Consider the following 20254-nt stretch of genomic DNA (forward strand, 5'->3'; position numbering starts at 1 on the left):
TCGGTCAGAAGTCTTGATAAGCTTGTGGTGTTAGCAGTCGAGCGGCAGCAGAATCTGAAACTCGGTGTGGCCCGGCCGGCTTTCCACCTCGATCAAACCGTCGTGTTGTTGCACGAAGGTCTGCGCGAGCGTCAGGCCGAGACCGCTACCGTCCTCGCGCCCCGACACGAGCGGATAGAAAATGCGGTCACGGATTTCCTCAGGAATGCCTGGCCCGTTGTCAGTGATATGCAAGTCCAGTGCCAGCTTACATAAACGTTTCGACACAGTGATCTTGCGTGCAATGCGCGTGCGCAATTCGATGCGCGCGTCGCCTTGAGAGATGCGCTCACGCAATGCTTCCGCAGCATTGCGCACGATGTTCAGCAGCGCCTGGATCAGTTGCTCCTTGTCGCCGCGGAGGTCCGGCACGCTCACGTCGTAATCGCGCTCGATCGTGAGTCCGCGCGGAAACTCCGCGAGAATCACCTGGCGCACACGTTCACATACTTCGTGAATATTCACGTCGCCGACGATATGCGGATGACGGTGCGGCTCCAGCAAGCGATCGACCAGCGTTTGCAGCCGGTCCGATTCCTTGATGATGACCTGCGTGTACTCGCGCAACTCGTCGCGCTGACGCTCGCCGAGTTCGAATTCGAGCAGTTGTGCCGCGCCGCGAATCCCGCCGAGCGGGTTCTTGATCTCGTGCGCGAGATTGCGGATCAGTTGTTTGTTGACCGCCGTGAGGTCATTGATGCGCTCCTCGCGGTCAGAGCGCAAATGCCGCTCGTTCTCGAACAGCTCGAGCAGCACATAGTCCTGCACGCTTTCCAGAAAACCGACGATCGCATGCACATGCAGCGGCTCGTGGCCCGGGCGCTCGAGTACGGCGTCCAGATGCGTCGCGTGAAAACGGTGAGCAGCGATCGCGGAGATGGTCGCGACCAGTTCGTCGGCATTCGAGAAGATGTCCTGCCACGCCATCTGCGTCAGTTGCTTGCGCGAAAGCTCAAGCATCGATTCCGCCGACGGGTTCGCAAACACCACACGCAGCGTGCGCTTGTCGAGCACCAGCACGACCGTCGGCAATGCTTCGAAGCCCGGCAACAAACCGGAACTCACCAGCTGAGCGTCGTCCGACAGCGTCTGCTCGTGTCCTTTCCTTGCCTTCATCAGATTCTTCAGAACCATCTTGCAGTCTGGCCGATAGGAGATGGTGATAAATCAGGTGTACCGCTTGTTGTCCTGCCTACTGCCCTGCTTCATTGCCCCTACGCCGCAAACGTCGTGAGCGGACGCATTCGGGTCTAACAAAAAAGGGACGGCGCCGCCGTCCCTTCGTGACCGATCGCGAGCGTCGGGCAAAGTGCTTCGCCGTTTGAAGGGCGAAGCACCATTGCCGCTTACAGCGAGTAGTACATTTCGAATTCGATCGGGTGCACCGACTGACGATAGCGTTGCAGCTCGCCCGTCTTCAGTTCGATGTACGCGTCGAGCATCGAATCCGTGAACACGCCACCGCGCGTCAGGAACTCGCGGTCCGCGTCGAGTGCGTCCAGCGCCTGGTCGAGGCCGGCACACACGGTCGGGATCTTTGCATCCTCTTCCGGCGGCAGGTCGTACAGGTTCTTGTCGGCAGCTTCGCCCGGGTGAATCTTGTTCTGCACGCCGTCCAGACCGGCCATCATCAGCGCGGAGAAGCACAGGTACGGATTCGCCATCGGATCCGGGAAGCGCGTTTCGATACGGCGGCCCTTCGGGTTCGACACGTGCGGAATGCGGATCGACGCCGAACGGTTGCGAGCCGAGTAAGCCAGCTTCACCGGTGCTTCGAAGTGCGGCACGAGGCGCTTGTACGAGTTCGTCGACGGGTTCGTGATCGCGTTCAGCGCGCGAGCATGCTTGATGATGCCGCCGATGTAGAACAGCGCGAATTCCGACAGACCTGCGTAACCATTGCCTGCGAACAGGTTCGTGCCGTCTTTCCAGATCGACTGGTGAACGTGCATGCCCGAACCGTTATCGCCGACCACCGGCTTCGGCATGAACGTAGCCGTCTTGCCGTACGTGTGCGCGACGTTGTGGATGATGTACTTCATCTGCTGCAGCCAGTCGGCGCGTTGCACCAGCGTCGAGAACTTCGTGCCGATTTCGTTCTGGCCCTGGCCCGCGACTTCGTGGTGATGCACTTCGACCGGGATGCCGATCTGTTCGAGCAGCAGGCACATTTCCGAACGGATGTCCTGGAACGTGTCGACCGGAGCGACCGGGAAGTAGCCGCCCTTCGTGCCCGGACGGTGGCCGGTGTTGCCGCCTTCGAAGTCCATCGACGACGACCACGGTGCTTCTTCCGAACCGATCTTGACGAACGTGCCCGACTGATCCGTGCCCCACTTGATCGAGTCGAAAATGAAGAATTCCGGTTCCGGACCGAAGAAGGCCGTGTCGCCGAGGCCCGTGCTCTTCAGGTACGCTTCAGCGCGCTTGGCGAGCGAACGCGGGTCGCGTTCGTAGCCCTTGCCGTCAGCCGGTTCGACGACGTCGCAGGTCAACACGAGGGTCGACTCTTCATAGAACGGGTCGATGAAGGCGGTGTTCGCGTCCGGGATCAGCAACATGTCTGATGCTTCGATGCCCTTCCAGCCGGCAATCGACGAACCGTCAAACGCATGGCCGCTTTCGAACTTGTCTTCATCGAATGCCGACACCGGCACCGAAACGTGTTGCTCTTTGCCGCGCGTGTCGGTGAAACGGAAGTCGACAAACTTGACGTCTTCGTCTTTGACGAGTTGAACGACGTCGGCCACGGATTTACTCATAACCTATCTCCTGATTAACGAATTCGGCGGATTCAGCCGCCGCCCAATCTAGCTGACCCATCCCGGCGCGTCCACCCCTCTATCGTTGAGGGTGAACATAAAGGCCTGCTGGGACAAATCGATCGGCACCAATAAAGCAGCTTCTGTGCCATGTATGCGCCAACCCGGCGCAAAACCACACTGCGCGCGCGTTTGCGGGGAATGGGCGCACCGAACAGCATGCAGCCCTAAAATCTTTGCTTCGCATCCAGCACCGAAATAGTGCATCTACAAAATCAACAACGGAAGATATCTTCATTTTGGTGCATCCACGGGAATATGCACCACTTTTGAGCGCGCATCCTCTTGCTTCGCACCGACGAGACGTCTCCTCTGAACCGCATGCGTGCTGCACCTCGCGCGCTAGAATGGTTATTTGGTCCGAAGGAGATTTACGCTCATGAGCACGCTCGAACAGTTGTACGCCCAGGCGGACAAGCGCCGCACCGAGAACCAGTTGCCCTATGCGGGCGCGGTGTCGCCTGCCGAAGCGTTCGAACTGCTGCAACTCGATCCGCGCACGCGTCTCGTCGACGTGCGCACCCGTGCCGAACTCGATTGGGTCGGCCGGCCGGTTATCGGCGACGGGCAATACGTGCACGTAGAGTGGACGCGTTATCCGGGCGCCGTGCCGAATCAGGAATTCCTTCAGCAACTGAGCCACGCAGCATCGCCCGATACGCCGGTGCTGTTTTTGTGCCGCAGCGCTGCGCGCTCGAAGCTCGCTGCGATCGCCGCCACCCAGGCGGGATACGCCAAGGCGTACGACCTGCTGGAAGGTTTCGAAGGCGATAAGGACGGCCAAGGGCATCGGAAGACGGTGTCGGGCTGGTGCTTTCGCGGGTTGCCGTGGATCGGCGCCTGATTGCTGAGCGGTTGCCTGATCAGCAGCTTGATCGGCTGCTCGATCACTGCTGCCCGCTTTCAACGGCGCAAGCTTGATCGCTGCTCGCCTGCTTCAGCGGCGACTGCGTGGAGATACCGTTGCCTGCACGGTGCGAAGGATCTTTCGCCGGTCGCGCGTGCAAAGCAATGCATGCAGACACTTGAGGATGCCCTCGCGGGTTAGGCGGGACGATTAGACGCATCGTCGGCGCTGCATGTGACAGCCCGATGATGCGTTGAGTCTTAAGTTAGGGATAGGCGCGAGCGCGGCGCCCCATGCTTGACGTGTACAGCGGTTCAACCGCGCGGTTTAGCCGCAGCCACCTCCAGCTCGACGATATCGCCGCCCAGCAGGTGCACCCCCTCGCGCAGCTTCACGAATGCAGCCGCTACCGCTTCCGGTTCGCCCTTCACACCGAGATCGATGTGATGCCGCGCATACACGCCGCCGCGCTCCGCGTCGCCGACGCTCGGCAGGCTGAACACCCGCACGCCTGGAAAATCGTGTTCGATCTTTTCCATCAACGGCGTAACGCGCGACTCCGGCAGCTCGAAGACCAGCAATGACTTTTCCGCGTGCGGCATTGCGTGATGCAGATGCGCGTACTGCGTGTCCAGCACCCACTCGATCATCGGCCACGCCATCACCGGGAAGCCAGGTACGAAGTAGTGCTGTTTGATCGAGAAGCCAGGAATCTTGTTGTAGCCGTTGGGAATGATCGATGCGCCCTGCGGATACGTGCCCATATTCAGACGATGCCGGTTCTCCGGCGACGCCAGATCGAGCGGCGTAGCTGAGTTCGCCGGATACATATCGCGAATACGCTCCTGAATCAGCTTCGCGGCTTCAGGATGCAACTCGAGCGGCACGCCGAGCGCGGCTGCCGCGCACTGGCGAGTGTGATCGTCCGGCGTGGCGCCGATACCGCCCGTGGAAAACACAATGTCGCCCGACGCGAACGTGCGTCGCAGCGTTGCCGTGATGCGCTCCGGCTCGTCGCCGATGTACTCCGCCCAGCCGAGCGACAGCCCGCGTGCGCCCAGCAGTTCGATGACCTTCGGCAGGTGCTTGTCGATACGTCTGCCCGACAGGATTTCGTCGCCGATGATGATGACGCCAAATGCCATTGCCGCCTCTTTCGCTTAGTCAGTAATTCATCAGTATGGAACCGGCGCCGCGTGCCGCGGGCCGTGCTCTTCCGCGCGCATGCGTTGCAGCGCGCGCAAACAGTAGTAGCCAAACCACAGCGCCGAGAACACGAGGATGAACGCGTAGATCCAGATTGTTACGGCGGTGATCACCGGGAACAGCACGATCAGCCAGACCGACGACGCCCACAACAGCGTCGGCAGCGATCCTAGCAGTCCGCTCGCGATGCCGATCAACAGCAGCGGCAACCGGAAACGCTTCACCAAGGCGCGCCGTTCGTCACGCGTAGCGTGCAGCGCGAGCGCGTCGTAACTCATTATGCGATACGTCAGCCAGCCCCACAGGAGCGGTGGAATCAGCGCGAAGAACGGCGGTACCAGCCAGAGCGGCAACGTGACGATCAGCAGCACGAGACAGACCAGCGTGGTCCACAACGCCTGACCGAGGCTACCGTACCACGTTCCGCCGCGGCGCATTTCAAGGCCGGAAAATTGCCGTGCCGACAGAAAGCGGATCACCGCCGGCATTGACAGCGTGGCAATCAACAGCAGCACCGTGACGACGATCAACGGAATCGCCATCGCAATCACAATGAACGGCGCGATCGCCGCGTGCAGCGCCGAAAAGCCGAGCCAGTCGAACAGATGGTAAAGCGTGACCGTGAACGACCAGCTTTCGAGCCACGTGCGGGTCGCGCCAATCAGCGTCTGCCAGGAAAACCATAGGATCACACCCCACCCGACCGTTGCCGCCAGAAACGGCAGGAAGGTCAGCCAGAGCATGCGCGGGTGGAGCGCGCTTGCGAGCGCGCGCCCAAACGAGCGCAACAGATCATTCATGCGAGCCAGTGCCGGTGAACGAAACGATGGAATAAGGGACGCGACGCGACAAACCGGCAAAATGTGCGGCGAACGGATCAGGATACGGACCGCAATGCCGAACAGAAAACGAACCAGGAACGTGCGCGCAAACGTGGACAGGATAAACCACGTGACGCGCCGCCGGGCAAACCGGCGGCGTAAGAGAATGAAAGCTCAAACCGGAGCGGTGTCGCTACCCTCGGTACGACGCTTCGGCGAAAGCCGGTCAGCGATGCGCACGAAGGCGAGCCAGTGCTGCGCCCAGAAACCGTCGCCGTAGCGCCGGCCTTCGAGTTGGTCCTGGATGCCGGTCGGCTCCATCTCCTGGTTCCAGGACACGCTGCGAAACAGCATGTCCCACCACGGGAACAGCACGCCGAAATTGCAACCGTAGTTCAGGCCTTCATGCCCATAGCCCATCGCATGGTGCCTGCGATGAAAAGTCGGGCTGACAATCAGTCGCTCGCCGAGCCAGCCGAAGTACAGACGGATGTTCGCGTGCTGCACGCTCTGCGCGAGGTTCGTGATTGCGACCAGCACGACGAATTGCGACGGCGGCACGCCGATCACCAGCGCGATCACCGCGAAGAATGACGCCTGCAGCAGATCGTCGAGCAGATGGTTACGGTCGTCGGACCACAGCGACATCTGTTGCTGGCTGTGGTGCACGGCGTGCAATTCCCACCACACGCCGATCCGATGTTCCCAGCGGTGGTACAAGTAACCCGCAAAATCGAGCACGAGCAGATACATCACGAACGTGACGAGCGGCTGCGTGGTGACGCCTGGCCATAGGTTGTCGAAATCGATATTCGAAATGTTGTGCAGTCGCAGCCATGCCTGCACGTTGTCAAAGAACGGCTGCAACGCGAAGAAGAAGAACAGGTTGAGGATGCCCAGCTTGGCGATCCACGTGTAAATCACGTCGACACGCACTGCCTTGCGGTTTTCCCACTGCTCCGCCGGGCGGAGCGCCTCGAGCGGGCGCAAGATCGCGTACATTGCCAGCACCTCGAAGACGCCCACGATCACCCAATACAGGCTGTCGTAGGTATCTTCGTCATAGTCCATCAGATCGAAGCGGAACAGCAAAGGCTGCACCACGTCGACGTACAGCAGCGTCTGCACGGCCGAGACGAAGCTGTCGAGAGAAGAAAAAATCAGATGGAACATGGTGCTGGCCTGTTACTTCATTCCTGACGGTTCGCTTGTTGCAGCATCACGCGCCGTTCGGCGCCGTGACCGGCGCGCGATTGAAGAAATAGATACCGTGCGGCGAACGGCCGACGGCTATCGTCTGGATCAGCTTGCGCGTGCTCAGGTCGATGATGCCGACATGCTTCGCGAAGCGGAACGTCACCCACAGATAGCGTTTGTCCGCGGAAAGTTCCATGTCGTCCGGCCCCGGCATCAAACCGGTGATGTCGCCGACATTGGTGAGCGTGTCTTCGTCGATGATGCTGATCGTGCTCGCGACGCGGTTCGACACCGCCACATGCTTGCCGTCAGCCAGCGAGCGGAAGTTGTGCGCGCCCTTGCCGGTCTGGATCGTCTTGACGATTTTCTGGTTGCGCCAGTCGACCACCGCGACGTAGTCCGCGCCGGTCATGCCGATCAACAGGTACTTCTCGCCCGGCGTCATCCACAGGCCGGCCGGCACCTTGCCGACCTTCATCTTCCACTTGACGGTTTGCGTGGCCAGATCGATCGCGGCCAGTTCGCCCGAGACCTGCAGCGTGACGAAAACCGTCTTGCTGTCATTGGTGAACGCCATGTGGCTCGGCATTACCGCTAGCGGCAAACGCGAGGCCAGCGTCATCTGGTTCTTCTGGCCGTCGTAATGATAGATGTCGAGGCGGTCCAAGCGCAGCCCGGTGGTGACAAGCCACTTGCGGTCGGGCGAAAAACCAATCTGGTACGGATCCTCGATGTTCTCGATCCAGCGCTGCACCTGGCCCGACTTCGGATCGACGAACATCAGGTTGTTCGACACCGAGTTGGCCACGATCAGCGACGAATTGTCCGGTGTGGCCATCAGGTGATGCGGTTCCTTGCCCGTCGGCACCGTGCCGACGACCTGCCGGGTGGTCTCGTCGATCAGGCTCAGCGTGGCTTCGCCGGAATTGAGCACGATCACGTTGTTGGCGTGGGCTGCGGGAGAAAAAAAGCCTGCGGCGGCGATCAGCGCCCCGCTTGCGGCGAACGTGGCAGTCCAGCCGCGAAGAAAAAATTTACGCATGAAAACTCACTTCGGAGAACAGCCGACATTGTAGAACGTTTGCCGAGAAGCACGGTTGACTTAGATACCGGTTTGACGCTGCGGGAAGCAAGGGTGCGACAGGAGGCAAGACACGACTCTGTCAGCACTTTCCACCGTCTTGATGAGACGCCGTCGGATTTACGTAAGAAAGTCGGCTGCCCATCCGCATCAAATCAAATAACCTCCGAAAACAATAGATTATTACATTCTCAGATCTCAAGCCATTACATAAGACAAAGCAAGACTATTCTTTATTTTCAACAATCAAATAACACTTATTCAAATTTAATTACAACTGGTTATTTATTTTCAACCATTTAGGAATTAGCTTATTCCGCCGTCTCCCCACCAAGTCTGACAATCCCGCCGATCATCGCCCAAGCATTTAATCCTGTGGATTTAAGGGCGTGACGCAGATGATTCGGACGCGCGAAAAATTCAGCAAGACACGGAAAACGGACGACGCAAATACCGCGGTCGACATGTTCTATTTGTGCGCGACATATAAGGGCGATGACGCCTTTTCCGAATCAGCCTGCTTTCACGTGCCGTCCACACTCGTAATTCCGCGGAGTTTCATAAAGTATGAACAAGATTTACAAATCAGTTTGGTGTGAAGCAACGGGCACGTGGACTGCCACCTCGGAAGTGGCGCGCTCGAAGACCAAGCGGGGCGCATCCCGAAAGCTGGCGATGGCGCAAGTCGTGCTGGCAGGGGCAGCGTTAGTGGGGAGCGTTTCGGCGGCATATGCGGATACGGCGTCGGCCGATCATTATTTCAGCGTAAGCGGACTCGCCGATGGTTCAGACGACGCCCTCGCGGTCGACGGCATGAACGCCATCGCGGCCGGCCCCACAGCCACAGCCGCCGCCCTCGATTCGATAGCGATTGGCAATTCCGCCCGCGCACTGAACAGCGAGACCATTGCGCTCGGCACCAACACCGCAGCGACTGGAGCCAACTCGGTGGCGGTCGGGTTGCAGGGTAAAGCAGCGGCAGCCAACAGTGTCGCGTTGGGTGCCAATGCATCCGTTGCAAAAGCCGCTACCGACAGCGTCGCCATAGGTTCGGCAGCAGCAGCGACTGCGGTCAATAGCGTTGCGTTAGGCGCAAAGTCCACCACGACTGCCGACCTGAGCTCACCGGGTGAAAATTTCGGCGCCGACGATTCGGCCATCGGCGGCCTTACGGCCCATGGCGAAGTGTCGGTCGGCTCGGCCGGCAACGAGCGGCGCCTGACCAATGTCGCAGCGGGCGCAGCCGATACCGACGCCGTCAACGTCAGCCAGCTCAAGGCCGTCGACAGCAAGATCGCCACAGCCACCGCCAATAGCGTCCAGTACGACGCAACGCCCGCCGACAAGAGCAGCGTCACGCTCGGCGGCCCGGCTTCGACGGACGGTGGTGCAACCGGCGGCACCACGATCAGCAATGTGCATCAAGGTGCGGTATCGGCCACCAGCACCGACGCGATCAACGGCGCGCAACTCTATGCGATCGCCGGCGACACCAGCGACGCCTACATTCAGAAGAACGGCAGCGGCGTGAAATACGTTCGCACCAACGACAGCACGTTGACGCCAGACGACGCCCACGCCACCGGCACCGGCGCCTCAGCACTCGGCTACAACGCTCAAGCGAGCGGCGAGAACTCCGTCGCACTCGGCAGTGGTGCTCAGGCCAAAACTGACGGATCCGTTGCGCTCGGCCAAAATTCGCTGGCAGACCGCGCGGGCACCGTATCCGTCGGCTCCGCCGGCAATGAACGCCAGATCACCAATGTCAAATCCGGTGTCGAGGCGACCGACGCCGTCAACGTCAGCCAATTGAACGCTGCCACGGCCGGCGCTTCGCGTTATTTCAAGGCAACCGGCATTCCCGGCAGCGGGGACGACGCAGTTGCGAGGGGTGACCACTCCGTCGCGATCGGCAGCGGTTCGTTCGCGACGGGTGATTTCTCATTCGCAGCCGGAACGGGCGCCTGGGCGCAAGGCTCGAACAGCACCGCGGTCGGCACGTTGGCAACGGCGACGGACCAGGTTTCGACGGCAGTGGGCGATAAGTCCGTTGCCGGCGCCATTGGCGCCACCGCAGTAGGTGCTGGCGCACAAGCCGTCGGCCCGCTCGCTACCTCGCTCGGCATGAATTCCACGGCAAGCGGAAACGGCAGCGTCGCGCTCGGTAATCTGAGTGAGGCCAGCGCCGACGGCTCAGTCGCGCTAGGTCAAGGCTCCGTCGCCGACCGCACAAATAGCGTCTCGGTCGGCTCAGCGGGCAGCGAACGCCAGATCACCAATGTGGCGGCCGGCACCGAAGCGACCGACGCTGTCAATCTGAGCCAATTGCAAGCCGCCACTGCGAGCACTTCGCACTATTTCAAGGCAAACGGCGCCAACAACGGTAGCGACGACGCAGTCGCAAGCGGCGACCACGCCGTCGCGATTGGCAGTTACGCCGGCGCCTCAGGCAACGCATCTTTTGCAGCTGGTACGAGTTCGTGGGCACAAGGCGATTTCAGCACCGCCGTCGGAACCCTGGCAACGGCACAGGGCGACAACTCGACCGCCCTCGGCTACCAGGCGAACGCCATTGCGTCCAACTCGGTTGCACTCGGCAACGGCTCCGTCGCCGATCGCGCCAACACCGTTTCGGTCGGTTCAGCCGGTGCAGAACGACAGATCACCAACGTCGCAGCCGGTACCGCCGACACCGACGCAGTCAACGTCGCCCAACTGAAAGCCGTCAGCGACCAGGGCGCCGCCACCGCCGCCAAACTCGACGGCGCAGTCATGTACGACACGAACCCCGACGGCAGCGTCAACAAGAACAGCGTGACGCTGGGCGGCGATGCAGCGAGCGGCGGCACGGTCATCCACAACGTCGCCGAGGGTGTAGATGCATCTGACGCCGTCAACCTCGGCCAGTTGAACGCGGCAATCAACGGTGCGGTCAGCAACATCAGCGTCAACACGGCCAATCCGTTCTTCAGCGCCGACGGCGATAGCGGCACCGAAGGCGCGGTGGCAACCGGTACGCATTCGGTTGCTTCGGGCGCAAATGCTCAGGCCACTGGCACTAACGCTGTCGCTATAGGTGCGAATTCGATCGCGAGCGGCAACAACGCCACAGCGCTCGGCGCCGCAGCAAACGCCAGCGCCGACAACTCGGTGGCATTGGGTCAAGGCTCGGTCGCGGATCGTGCGAACACGGTATCGGTCGGCGCAGCGGGCCAGGAGCGCCAGATCACCAACGTCGCAGCCGGTGTGCAAGGCACAGATGCCGTCAACGTCAATCAGTTGCAGCAATCTGTGAGCGGGGCAGTCGGCCAGGCTAACAGCTACACCGACGACCAGATCCGCTCGGCCCGCCGCGATTCGTACGGTGGCACAGCATCGGCGCTTGCAGCAGCAGGCTTGCCGCAAGCTGTCTTGCCAGGTCACGGCATGGTGGCGATCGCAGGCGGCACGTATGGCGGCCAGTCCGCAATGGCCATCGGCGTGTCGCAACTGTCGGAAACCGGTAAGTGGGTCTACAAGGTGCAAGGTACGACCGACTCGCGCGGTCAGTTCGGCGCGTCGGTCGGCGCAGGCATGCACTGGTAAAACTCGGCAAGAAGCGTGACCGGCTCGATCCGAGCCAGTCACGTCGGGCCAATAGCGTTGCTGTACAAGCAGCGAGCGAGCGCGGGCCCGGAAGAGCTCGCGCCCTTTGCGCGCGACGTCATTCTCAAAAGGAGTAGCGTCGCGCGTTTTTTTGCCCGACGCAATGTGTAGAACCGCATTGTCCAACACGAGACGAGTGGAGGGCCCACCTGCGGCTCGCCACCCACCCATGGCTCAGCGCTGCATCGATTCCCACACCTTGTGCAGACGCTTCACCGATACCGGCATCGGCGTGCGCAACTCCTGCGCGAACAGCGAAATGCGCAACTCTTCCAGCAGCCAGCGGAATTCCGACAAGCGCGGGTCCAGCACGCCGCCGCGTTGCGCAAGCGCGCGCTGATAGTTCTGCAACAGCGGCTGGAATTCGGCGAACTGCCGCGCATCGCGTGCAGAGTCCGCCTTCAGCTTGTCGATGCGCAGCGCAATGCCCTTCAGATAGCGCGGGAAGTGCGCCAACTGCGCATACGGCGTATCCACCACGAAGCGCTTGCCGATCAGCTGATCGAGCTGATTCTGCATGTCCGCATGCGCCGCCGTGAACGCCTTCGCCTGCACGAGCTTTTTCGTTACTGTCGCGTATTCGCTGAGAATCTGCCCTACCAGCCGGGCGATTTCCTGAGCCAACAGAGTCAACCGGCTGCGCCCTTCGTCGCGGCGCGTATGGAAACTGACATCATCGGCCGGCAGCGGGTCTTGCAGGCAGGCGCGGTCGAGCGCAGTGTCGATCAGTTGATCGCGCAGTTCTTCCTGAGTGCCGCGCGGCATGAACTGCATCGCCATTTCGCGCAACCCCGGCAGATTCTTTTCCAGATACTTGATCGGCTCTTTCAGTTGCAACGCGAACAGTCGCCGCAACCCCGCGCGATGGATGCGCGCAGCCTCGTCCGGTGAATCGAAGACTTCGACATCACAATGTGTGCCACGATCCACCAAGGCGGGATAGCCGAACAATGTCTGGCCGCCGCGCCGAATTTCCAGCAACTCGGGGAGCTTGCCGAAATTCCACGTCGTCAGCTTTTCGTACAGCGCAGTGCCTTGCGGTCCGTCTTGCGACGCGGCAAGCGGTCCGGACGCAGCGGCGCCCTTGCCTCGCGACGCCGCACTGCTTGCCGCGCCGGCTGTTCCGCTCGTCTGCGCGCCAGCGGCCACACCGATGCCGCCGCCCGCATCGGCCAATGCCGCCCCAGCCGCACCCGATGCAATCTTCTGAAAATGCTGCTGCGCTTGCCCGCCGAGTTCAGCGCGCAATTGCGACAGGTTGCGACCCATCGCGAGCTGCCGCCCATGCTCGTCGATGACCTTGAAGTTCATGAACAAGTGCGGCGTCAGCGTCTCGAGCTTGAAGTCCGATTGCTTCATCGCGACCTGGGTCTGCTCGCGCACATCGGCGATCAGCGACTCGAGCAAACCGCCCGCGCCAAAGCGCGGACCACCATGCCGTTCGACGAAACCCGCCGCGAACTCAGGCAGCGGCACACAATGGCGCCGCAACTTCTGCGGTAACGACTTCAGCAGAAGCTGCGTCTTTTCTTTCAGCATGCCGGGCACAAGCCATTCGCAACGCCGCGCATCGACCTGATTCAGCGCATAGAGCGGCACCGCGAGCGTCACACCGTCGCGCGGCGAACCGGGCTCGAAGTGATACGTGAGCGCCATCTCGACGCCCGCCATCGTCATCCGCTTCGGGAACAGGTCGGTCGTGACGCCCGCGGCTTCGTGCCGCATCAGATCGTCACGCGACAGATACAGCAAACGCAGTTTGTCTTCCGGCTGACCGCTCTTCTTTACCTCGTCGCGATACCAGCGCTCGAACGACGCGCCCGTGTAAATCCCTTGCGGTAACGCCTGATCGTAAAAGCCGAAAATCAGTTCATCGTCGACCAGCACGTCCTGTCTGCGCGACTTGTGCTCGAGTTGCTCGATATCGGCGAGCAGCTTCCGGTTGTGCGCGAAGAACGCAAGCTTCGTATCGAACTCGCCCTCCACCAGCGCGCCGCGAATGAACAACTCGCGCGCCCGCGCGGGGTCCTGTTTGCCGAAGCTCACGCGCCGCCGGTGATAAATCGGCAGGCCGTACAGCACCGCGCGCTCGAATGCCGAGACCTGCGCCGCGCGCTTTTCCCAATGCGGCTCGGACAAAGACTTCTTCAGCAGATGCTCGCCGATCTTCTCAATCCATTCCGGCTCGATCTTCGCGATACAGCGTGCGTACAGACGACTCGTCTCGACCAGTTCCGCGGCCATCACCCACTTCCCGGCCTTCTTCACCAGCGCCGAGCCCGGCCAGAGGTAGAACTTGATGCTGCGCGCGCCGAGGAAATACGGTTCGTCGTCGGCTTTCAGGCCGATGTTGCCGAGCAGGCCGGTCAGCAACGCGAGGTGGATCTGCTCGAAAGTCGCCTCGGCTTCGTTCAGACGCCAGCCGTGCTCGCGCACCACTGTCAACAGTTGCGAATGCACGTCGCGCCATTCACGCAGGCGCAATTGCGACAGGAAGTTCTTGCGGCACTCGTCCTGCAATTGCCGATTCGACTTCTTGTGCGCGATCGCTTCTTCGAACCAGTTCCAGATCTTCAGCCATTGCAGGAACTCGGAGCGCTCATCGGCGAACCGGCGATGCGCCTGGTCCGCTTGCTCCTGCGCTTCAATCGGCCGGTCACGCGGATCCTGCACCGACAATGCGCTGGCGATGATCAGCACCTCCTTCAACGCCTGCTGATCGCGCGCGGCGAGAATCATCCGGCCGACGCGCGGGTCCAGCGGCAAGCGCGCGAGTTCGCGGCCGAGCGGTGTGAGCTGGTTGTCGTCGTCGACGGCGCCCAGTTCGTTGAGCAGTTGATAGCCGTCGGCAATCGCGCGGCCTGGCGGCGGCTCGATGAACGGGAAGGTTTCGATCTCGGTGAGATGCAGCGACTTCATGCGCAGAATCACTGACGCCAGCGACGAACGCAAAATCTCCGGATCGGTGAAGCGCACGCGGACCTGGTAGTCGCTTTCCTCGTAGAGGCGGATACACACGCCATCGGCAACGCGCCCGCAGCGCCCTGCCCGCTGATTCGCGGCGGCCTGCGAAATCGACTCGACCTGCAGTTGCTCGACCTTGTTGCGATACGAGTAGCGCTTCACCCGCGCGAGGCCCGTATCGACCACGTAGCGAATCCCTGGCACGGTGAGCGAGGTTTCGGCGACGTTAGTCGCGAGCACGATGCGGCGCGCGTTCGAGGTGCGAAACACGCGTTCCTGTTCGGCCGCGGACAGACGGGCGAACAGCGGCAGAATTTCCGTATGCGGCGGATGGTGCTTGCGCAGTGCCTCAGCGGCATCGCGAATCTCGCGCTCGCCGGGCAGGAAGACCAATACATCGCCGGGACCTTCACGACACAGTTCGTCGACCGCGTCGACGATGGCTTCCATCAGATCGCGGTCGGTTTCGCGCTGGGTCTTCGGCCTGTCACGCGAAGACGATGCGGACGAACCTTCTGCCGCCTTTACCGCCGGGCTGTCCTCCACGACCGGCCGATAGCGCACCTCGACCGGATACAAGCGTCCGCTCACTTCGATCACTGGCGCGGGCTTGTCGTCGCTGCCGAAATGGCGCGCGAAGCGATCCGCGTCGATCGTCGCCGAGGTCACGATCAGCTTCAGATCGGGCCGCTTGACGAGAATTTCTTTCAGATAGCCCAGCAGAAAATCGATGTTCAGGCTGCGCTCATGCGCTTCGTCGATGATCAGCGTGTCATACGCTTTGAGCAGCGGATCGGTCTGCGTTTCGGCGAGCAGAATACCGTCGGTCATGAGTTTGACCGACGCGCCCGGCGACAGATTGTCGGTAAAACGCACCTTGTAGCCGACCACTTCGCCGAACGGCGTGCCGAGTTCTTCGGCAATGCGGCGGCCCGTCGCCGAGGCCGCGATCCGGCGGGGCTGCGTGTGACCGATCAGACCCTTGCCGCCCGCGCCGAGACCGCGACCGAGTTCGAGGCAGATTTTCGGCAACTGCGTCGTCTTACCCGAGCCGGTCTCGCCGCACACGATCACGACCTGATTCTCTGCGATGGCGCGCGCGATCTCTTCGCGACGGCCGGACACCGGCAGCGCTTCCGGGAAAGTAATCGGCGGAATCGGGTTCGGTTCGACGACGCGTTGAACGCGCGGCGGCCGTGGTTCGCGACGGTCGTTGCGCGCGTCCTCTGACGGATTTTTTTTCTGCGCAGACACGCGCGCGTCATCCGCAGCGCGGCGGGATTCACGCGTTGCTGGCGGCGTGTTGCGGTTAGCGTCCTGCGCATCGCGGCGCGCAGCGTCGCCGGGCTTCACCTGATCGGCGGCCGGCGCCACATTCTCGTTCGCCGTAGCGGGACTTTTGGGTACATTCGACATGGGGGCGCATTATAATCCCCGGCATGAATTCCCAAACCGACCTCGTCCCCGCGCCCGCGAGCGCTCCGGCCCCCGCCGGAGCGACGGAAGATCTCGCTCAGCACGCGCAATTCGTCGACTGGATGCGTTCAGTCGCTCCTTACATCCATGCGTTCCGTAACAAGACGTTCGTCGTCGGTTTCGGCGGCGAGGTGGTGCATCAGGGGCTCCTGAATGCGCTCGTGTCTGATATCGCGCTGCTGCAGGCCATGGGCATCCAGATCGTTCTGGTGCACGGCTCCCGGCCGCAGGTCGAAGAGCAGATGAGCCTGCACGGCGTGGAATCCGAGTTTTCGCACGGCATGCGCATTACGGATGCACGCGCCTTGGAGTCTGCGAAAGAAGCGGCCGGCGAAGTGCGGCTGGATATCGAGGCGGCGATCAGCCAGGGTTTGCCGAACACGCCGATGGCGCACGCGCACATTAGCGTGGTGTCCGGCAACTTCGTGACGGCGCGCCCGGTCGGCATTCTGGACGGCGTCGATTTCGCCCACACCGGTGTGGTGCGCAAGATCGACGCGGATTCGATCCGCCATTCGCTCGCGAGCCGCAAGCTGGTGCTGTTGTCACCGCTCGGCTTCTCGCCCACCGGCGAGGCGTTCAATCTGTCGATGGAAGACGTCGCCTCGGCGGCGGCCATCGCCCTGCGCGCCGACAAGATCGTGTTCCTGACCGAAACGCCCGGCCTGATGGAAACCGGCGAAGAAGGTCCAGAGCTGGTCCGCGAACTGTCGCTCGACGACGCCTACAAGCTGCATGAAAGCGGCGAAGTCACCGGCGACGCGGGCTTCTATCTGAAACATTCGATCCGCGCCTGCCGCGGCGGCGTGGCGCGGGCGCACATCATCCCCTACGCGCTCGACGGCAGCCTGCTGCTCGAACTGTTCCTGCACGATGGCGTGGGCACGATGATCTCGTACGAGAACCTCGAAAGCCTGCGCGAAGCCACGCCGGACGACGTCGGCGGCATTCTCTCGCTGATCGAGCCGCTCGAATCCGACGGCACGCTGGTGCGGCGAGGCCGCCACCAGATCGAACGCGACATCGACCATTTCTCGGTGATCGAGCACGATGGCGTGCTGTTCGGCTGTGCAGCGCTGTACCCGTACCCGCAGGAGCGCATCGGCGAAATGGCGTGCCTGACGGTCGCGCCTGAAGCACAAGGCACCGGCGACGGCGAGCGCCTGCTCAAGCGCATCGAACAACGCGCACGGGCACGCGGCCTCACGCGGATTTTCGTGCTCACCACCCGCACCGAACACTGGTTCCTCAAGCGCGGCTTCGTCAAGGTCACGGTAGACGACCTGCCTGAAGATCGCCGCCGACTCTATAACTGGCAGCGCAAGTCGCTCGTGCTGATGAAACAGCTCTAAGCGTCCCCATATAAAGCGACTGCCCGCCGTAACTATTTTTTATGGGACCGGAGTAAGTGCTGAAGCACTAACTACAGTAAACATTTTTTATGGGACCGGAGTAAGTGCTGAAGCACTAACTCCGGTCGACAAAGGAGAAGCACAGCATGACTCGTATGGTTCAATGCGCGAAGCTCGGCAAGGAAGCCGAAGGCCTCGATTTCCCGCCGCTGCCGGGCGAACTCGGCAAGCGGATCTACGAAGGCATCTCGAAAGAAGCGTGGCAGGCCTGGTTGAAGCAGCAAACCATGCTGATCAACGAAAATCGCCTGAACATGGCCGATCCGCGCGCACGCCAGTATCTGATGAAGCAGACCGAAAAGTTCTTCTTCGGCGAAGGCGCGGATACGGCGCAGGGCTACGTGCCGCCGGCAGCTGAGTAAGCACTTTCCTGCGCTACGAGCCAGGATTGGCGACTAGCCTGACGAAAAATCCGCGCCGCGAGCGCGGATTTTTTTCGCCTGTCTGGCCTCGTCTTTCGCCTCGTCTTTCGCCTCGTCTTTCGCTTCGCATTTTTCCTCGCCTTTCGCCACTTTCGAGCATTGGCAAAATTCACTAACCGGACCATTTCCAGCCACTTTTAAGCCTCTTTTCCATACCGCCGCAATCGGCCGAATCCCCCGCCACGCAAGGGATTGAGCGCTCCCTCCGGGCTGCCGGCCGGACCTCGGGTTTGCACGATCATCCGTCATCGTGCTATCATGTGCACCGTTCCAACAGCAATTCACCAGCATTTCACCCCGCGTCACGTTCAGTTCAAACTTGGCATGCAGTGCGTACCAAGGGCGGGATTGAATAGTTTTTATACAAGAAGGCTTGTCGGTCGTTTCCCCGTTTGATGCCAACCATCAGCGGCGAATAAAGCACCGGCCTTTTTCGTTTCAAGCCTTCCAGCGGCGCATGGGCCAGCTTTCAGCCACCCAGCGTCCTCATGCATCTGCCCCCCTTCCACGGCCACGCAGATGCAACAGTCAGCACAATCTAGACGAGTGTTTTTTCGCGAATCGTTCGCGAGGCACGGGCGTTTTATTTTCTTTTTCACGCCCACTTCTTATCGCCTTTGGGCGAGAGAGACGCTATCGCTCTGCTCGCGAAACTGCACTTCCCCAGCACCCGTGGCGGAACATTCATGCGCGTTTTCATGAGTTTCGTCGCAGTCATTGGAGTTTTCACCTTGACCGCTTCCAGCAACGGCTTCTGGCGACATCACAAAGAAGAACAACGCCTCTCACTCGACGACATCACCGTCGTCGACAAATCCCTCCTCAAGCGGGCCGTCGGCGCCATGGCGCTCGGCAACGCGATGGAATGGTTCGATTTCGGCGTGTACAGCTACATCGCTGTCACGCTCGGCAAAGTGTTCTTCCCGTCGGCCAGTCCCGCCGCCCAGTTGATCGCCACCTTCGGCACATTTGCCGCGGCGTTCCTCGTGCGGCCGGTCGGCGGCATGGTGTTCGGGCCGCTGGGCGACCGCATCGGCCGTCAGCGGGTGCTGGCCATGACGATGATCATGATGGCAATTGGCACCTTCGCGATCGGCGTGATTCCGAGTTACGCGACGATCGGCATTTTCGCGCCGGTGTTGCTGCTGGTCGCGCGCCTGGTGCAAGGCTTCTCAACGGGTGGCGAATACGGCGGCGCCGCCACCTTCATCGCCGAATTCTCGACCGACAAGCGCCGCGGCTTCATGGGCAGCTTCCTCGAATTCGGCACGCTGATCGGCTATGTGCTTGGCGCGGGTACGGTCGCGATCCTGACGGCGACCCTGTCGAACGACGCGCTGCTCTCGTGGGGCTGGCGTGTGCCGTTCCTGATCGCGGGCCCGCTGGGTCTTGTCGGCCTGTACATCCGGATGAAGCTCGAAGAAACGCCGGCGTTCAAGAAGCAGGCCGAGCAACGCGAAGCCGAAGACAAAGCGCTCCCGAAGCAATCTTTCCGCGAGTTGCTGATGCAGCAATGGAAGCCGCTTCTGCTGTGCGTCGGCCTCGTGCTGATCTTCAACGTCACCGACTACATGGCGCTCTCGTATCTGCCGAGCTATCTGTCGGCCACGCTGCACTTCAACGAAACGCACGGTCTCTTCCTCGTGCTGCTCGTGATGGTGCTGATGATGCCGATGACGCTGGCAGCCGGCCGCCTGTCCGACACGATCGGCCGCAAGCCGGTGATGCTGTTCGGTTGCGTAGGTCTGTTCGTGCTGTCGATTCCTGCGTTGCTGCTGATTCGCATGGGCACGGTCCTGCCGGTGTTCGGCGGGCTGATGATTCTCGGCGTGCTGCTGTCGTGCTTTACCGGCGTGATGCCGTCGGCGCTGCCGGCGCTGTTCCCGACGAAGATCCGCTACGGCGCACTGGCGATCGGTTTCAACATTTCGGTATCGCTGTTCGGTGGTACGACGCCGCTCGTGACGGCATGGCTGGTCGAGAGCACCGGCAATCTGATGATGCCCGCGTACTACCTGATGGGCGCATCGCTGATCGGTATCGTGTCGGTGTTCGCGCTGCGTGAAACGGCCCGCAAGCCGCTGCTCGGTTCGGGTCCCTGCGTTGCAACGCGCGCGGAAGCGCATGCGGTGTTGCGCGGCGAGCGTGAGGCAGCGGAGATCGATGAACGTTACGCTGCCACGGCGACGGCGCGTGCCTGATCCTGGGTTGCGCGCTAGCTCGCCGCCGAAGTTCTGCGAGTATCACCCGCGCTAGCATGCGGCGGCAGTGAGCCGCAACCAGGAACACCAGCGTGTCCGAAAACGGGCCGGCAAAAATCTG

Annotated in this window: 12 protein-coding genes; 5 read left to right on the plus strand and 7 right to left on the minus strand. The window is 61.5% G+C overall.

The genetic code is table 11. The features are described 5' to 3' along the window. Nucleotides 1–30 precede the first annotated feature (30 nt). A complete protein-coding gene (gene glnL, locus KHO31_RS02000) occupies nt 31–1173 on the minus strand; it encodes a nitrogen regulation protein NR(II) (RefSeq protein ID WP_201123067.1) in 1143 nt (380 codons plus the stop codon). A 212-nt stretch (nt 1174–1385) separates the two neighbouring features. Further along, a complete protein-coding gene (gene glnA / locus KHO31_RS02005) occupies nt 1386–2801 on the minus strand; it encodes a type I glutamate--ammonia ligase (protein ID WP_105506871.1) in 1416 nt (471 codons plus the stop codon). A gap of 439 nt (nt 2802–3240) precedes the next feature. Here glnA and KHO31_RS02010 point away from each other — a divergent pair, with 439 nt between their 5' ends. Continuing rightward, on the plus strand, nt 3241–3705 hold the full coding sequence (locus KHO31_RS02010; RefSeq protein ID WP_201069687.1) for a rhodanese-like domain-containing protein: 465 nt from the start codon (nt 3241–3243) through the stop codon (nt 3703–3705). Nucleotides 3706–4022: 317 nt separating this feature from the next. Here KHO31_RS02010 and KHO31_RS02015 read toward each other — a convergent pair whose 3' ends face one another. The 4 genes from KHO31_RS02015 to KHO31_RS02030 all read right to left on the minus strand — a co-directional run bounded on the left by KHO31_RS02015 (nt 4023) and on the right by KHO31_RS02030 (nt 7974). Next, nucleotides 4023–4853 (minus strand): competence/damage-inducible protein A, encoded by an 831-nt coding sequence (locus KHO31_RS02015; protein WP_201069688.1) that lies wholly within the window; start codon nt 4851–4853, stop codon nt 4023–4025. Nucleotides 4854–4883: 30 nt separating this feature from the next. Next, entirely contained in the window at nt 4884–5714 is an 831-nt protein-coding gene (locus KHO31_RS02020) for an EI24 domain-containing protein (protein WP_201084542.1), read from the minus strand. 195 nt (nt 5715–5909) lie between these two features. Then, the gene (locus KHO31_RS02025; protein WP_211622606.1) at nt 5910–6908 is read right to left on the minus strand and encodes a sterol desaturase family protein; all 999 of its coding nucleotides are present in this window, start codon (nt 6906–6908) and stop codon (nt 5910–5912) included. A 46-nt stretch (nt 6909–6954) separates the two neighbouring features. Further along, the gene (locus tag KHO31_RS02030; RefSeq protein ID WP_201069691.1) at nt 6955–7974 is read right to left on the minus strand and encodes a YVTN family beta-propeller repeat protein; all 1020 of its coding nucleotides are present in this window, start codon (nt 7972–7974) and stop codon (nt 6955–6957) included. 606 nt (nt 7975–8580) lie between these two features. Between KHO31_RS02030 and KHO31_RS02035 the strand changes: the two genes are divergently transcribed. Next, nucleotides 8581–11598: a YadA-like family protein gene (locus KHO31_RS02035; RefSeq protein WP_211622608.1), complete on the plus strand. Its 3018-nt coding sequence runs from the start codon at nt 8581–8583 to the stop codon at nt 11596–11598. Between the two features lie 234 nt (nt 11599–11832). On the opposite strand, the gene hrpA is transcribed toward KHO31_RS02035, so the two are convergent. After that, nucleotides 11833–16038, minus strand: coding sequence for an ATP-dependent RNA helicase HrpA (gene hrpA, locus KHO31_RS02040; protein ID WP_211622610.1), 4206 nt, complete (start codon nt 16036–16038; stop codon nt 11833–11835). A gap of 23 nt (nt 16039–16061) precedes the next feature. Here hrpA and argA point away from each other — a divergent pair, with 23 nt between their 5' ends. From argA to proP, 3 genes are all read left to right on the plus strand, one after another. Next, a complete protein-coding gene (argA, locus tag KHO31_RS02045) occupies nt 16062–17450 on the plus strand; it encodes an amino-acid N-acetyltransferase (protein WP_201084546.1) in 1389 nt (462 codons plus the stop codon). Nucleotides 17451–17596: 146 nt separating this feature from the next. Continuing rightward, nucleotides 17597–17872: an oxidative damage protection protein gene (locus tag KHO31_RS02050; protein ID WP_074282891.1), complete on the plus strand. Its 276-nt coding sequence runs from the start codon at nt 17597–17599 to the stop codon at nt 17870–17872. Between the two features lie 758 nt (nt 17873–18630). Beyond that, entirely contained in the window at nt 18631–20133 is a 1503-nt protein-coding gene (gene proP, locus KHO31_RS02055) for a glycine betaine/L-proline transporter ProP (RefSeq protein ID WP_236060660.1), read from the plus strand. Nucleotides 20134–20254: the final 121 nt, after the last annotated feature.

The organism is Paraburkholderia domus (assembly GCF_905220705.1).
GTDB lineage: Bacteria > Pseudomonadota > Gammaproteobacteria > Burkholderiales > Burkholderiaceae > Paraburkholderia > Paraburkholderia domus.

Bases quoted from the DNA above. Each gene is read 5' to 3' on its own strand.
- glnL (WP_201123067.1), bottom strand. From the start codon at position 1,173: ATGGTTCTGAAGAATCTGATGAAGGCAAGGAAAGGACACGAGCAGACG.
- glnA (WP_105506871.1), bottom strand. From the start codon at position 2,801: ATGAGTAAATCCGTGGCCGACGTCGTTCAACTCGTCAAAGACGAAGAC.
- KHO31_RS02010 (WP_201069687.1), top strand. From the start codon at position 3,241: ATGAGCACGCTCGAACAGTTGTACGCCCAGGCGGACAAGCGCCGCACC.
- KHO31_RS02015 (WP_201069688.1), bottom strand. From the start codon at position 4,853: ATGGCATTTGGCGTCATCATCATCGGCGACGAAATCCTGTCGGGCAGA.
- KHO31_RS02020 (WP_201084542.1), bottom strand. From the start codon at position 5,714: ATGAATGATCTGTTGCGCTCGTTTGGGCGCGCGCTCGCAAGCGCGCTC.
- KHO31_RS02025 (WP_211622606.1), bottom strand. From the start codon at position 6,908: ATGTTCCATCTGATTTTTTCTTCTCTCGACAGCTTCGTCTCGGCCGTG.
- KHO31_RS02030 (WP_201069691.1), bottom strand. From the start codon at position 7,974: ATGCGTAAATTTTTTCTTCGCGGCTGGACTGCCACGTTCGCCGCAAGC.
- KHO31_RS02035 (WP_211622608.1), top strand. From the start codon at position 8,581: ATGAACAAGATTTACAAATCAGTTTGGTGTGAAGCAACGGGCACGTGG.
- hrpA (WP_211622610.1), bottom strand. From the start codon at position 16,038: ATGTCGAATGTACCCAAAAGTCCCGCTACGGCGAACGAGAATGTGGCG.
- argA (WP_201084546.1), top strand. From the start codon at position 16,062: ATGAATTCCCAAACCGACCTCGTCCCCGCGCCCGCGAGCGCTCCGGCC.
- KHO31_RS02050 (WP_074282891.1), top strand. From the start codon at position 17,597: ATGACTCGTATGGTTCAATGCGCGAAGCTCGGCAAGGAAGCCGAAGGC.
- proP (WP_236060660.1), top strand. From the start codon at position 18,631: ATGAGTTTCGTCGCAGTCATTGGAGTTTTCACCTTGACCGCTTCCAGC.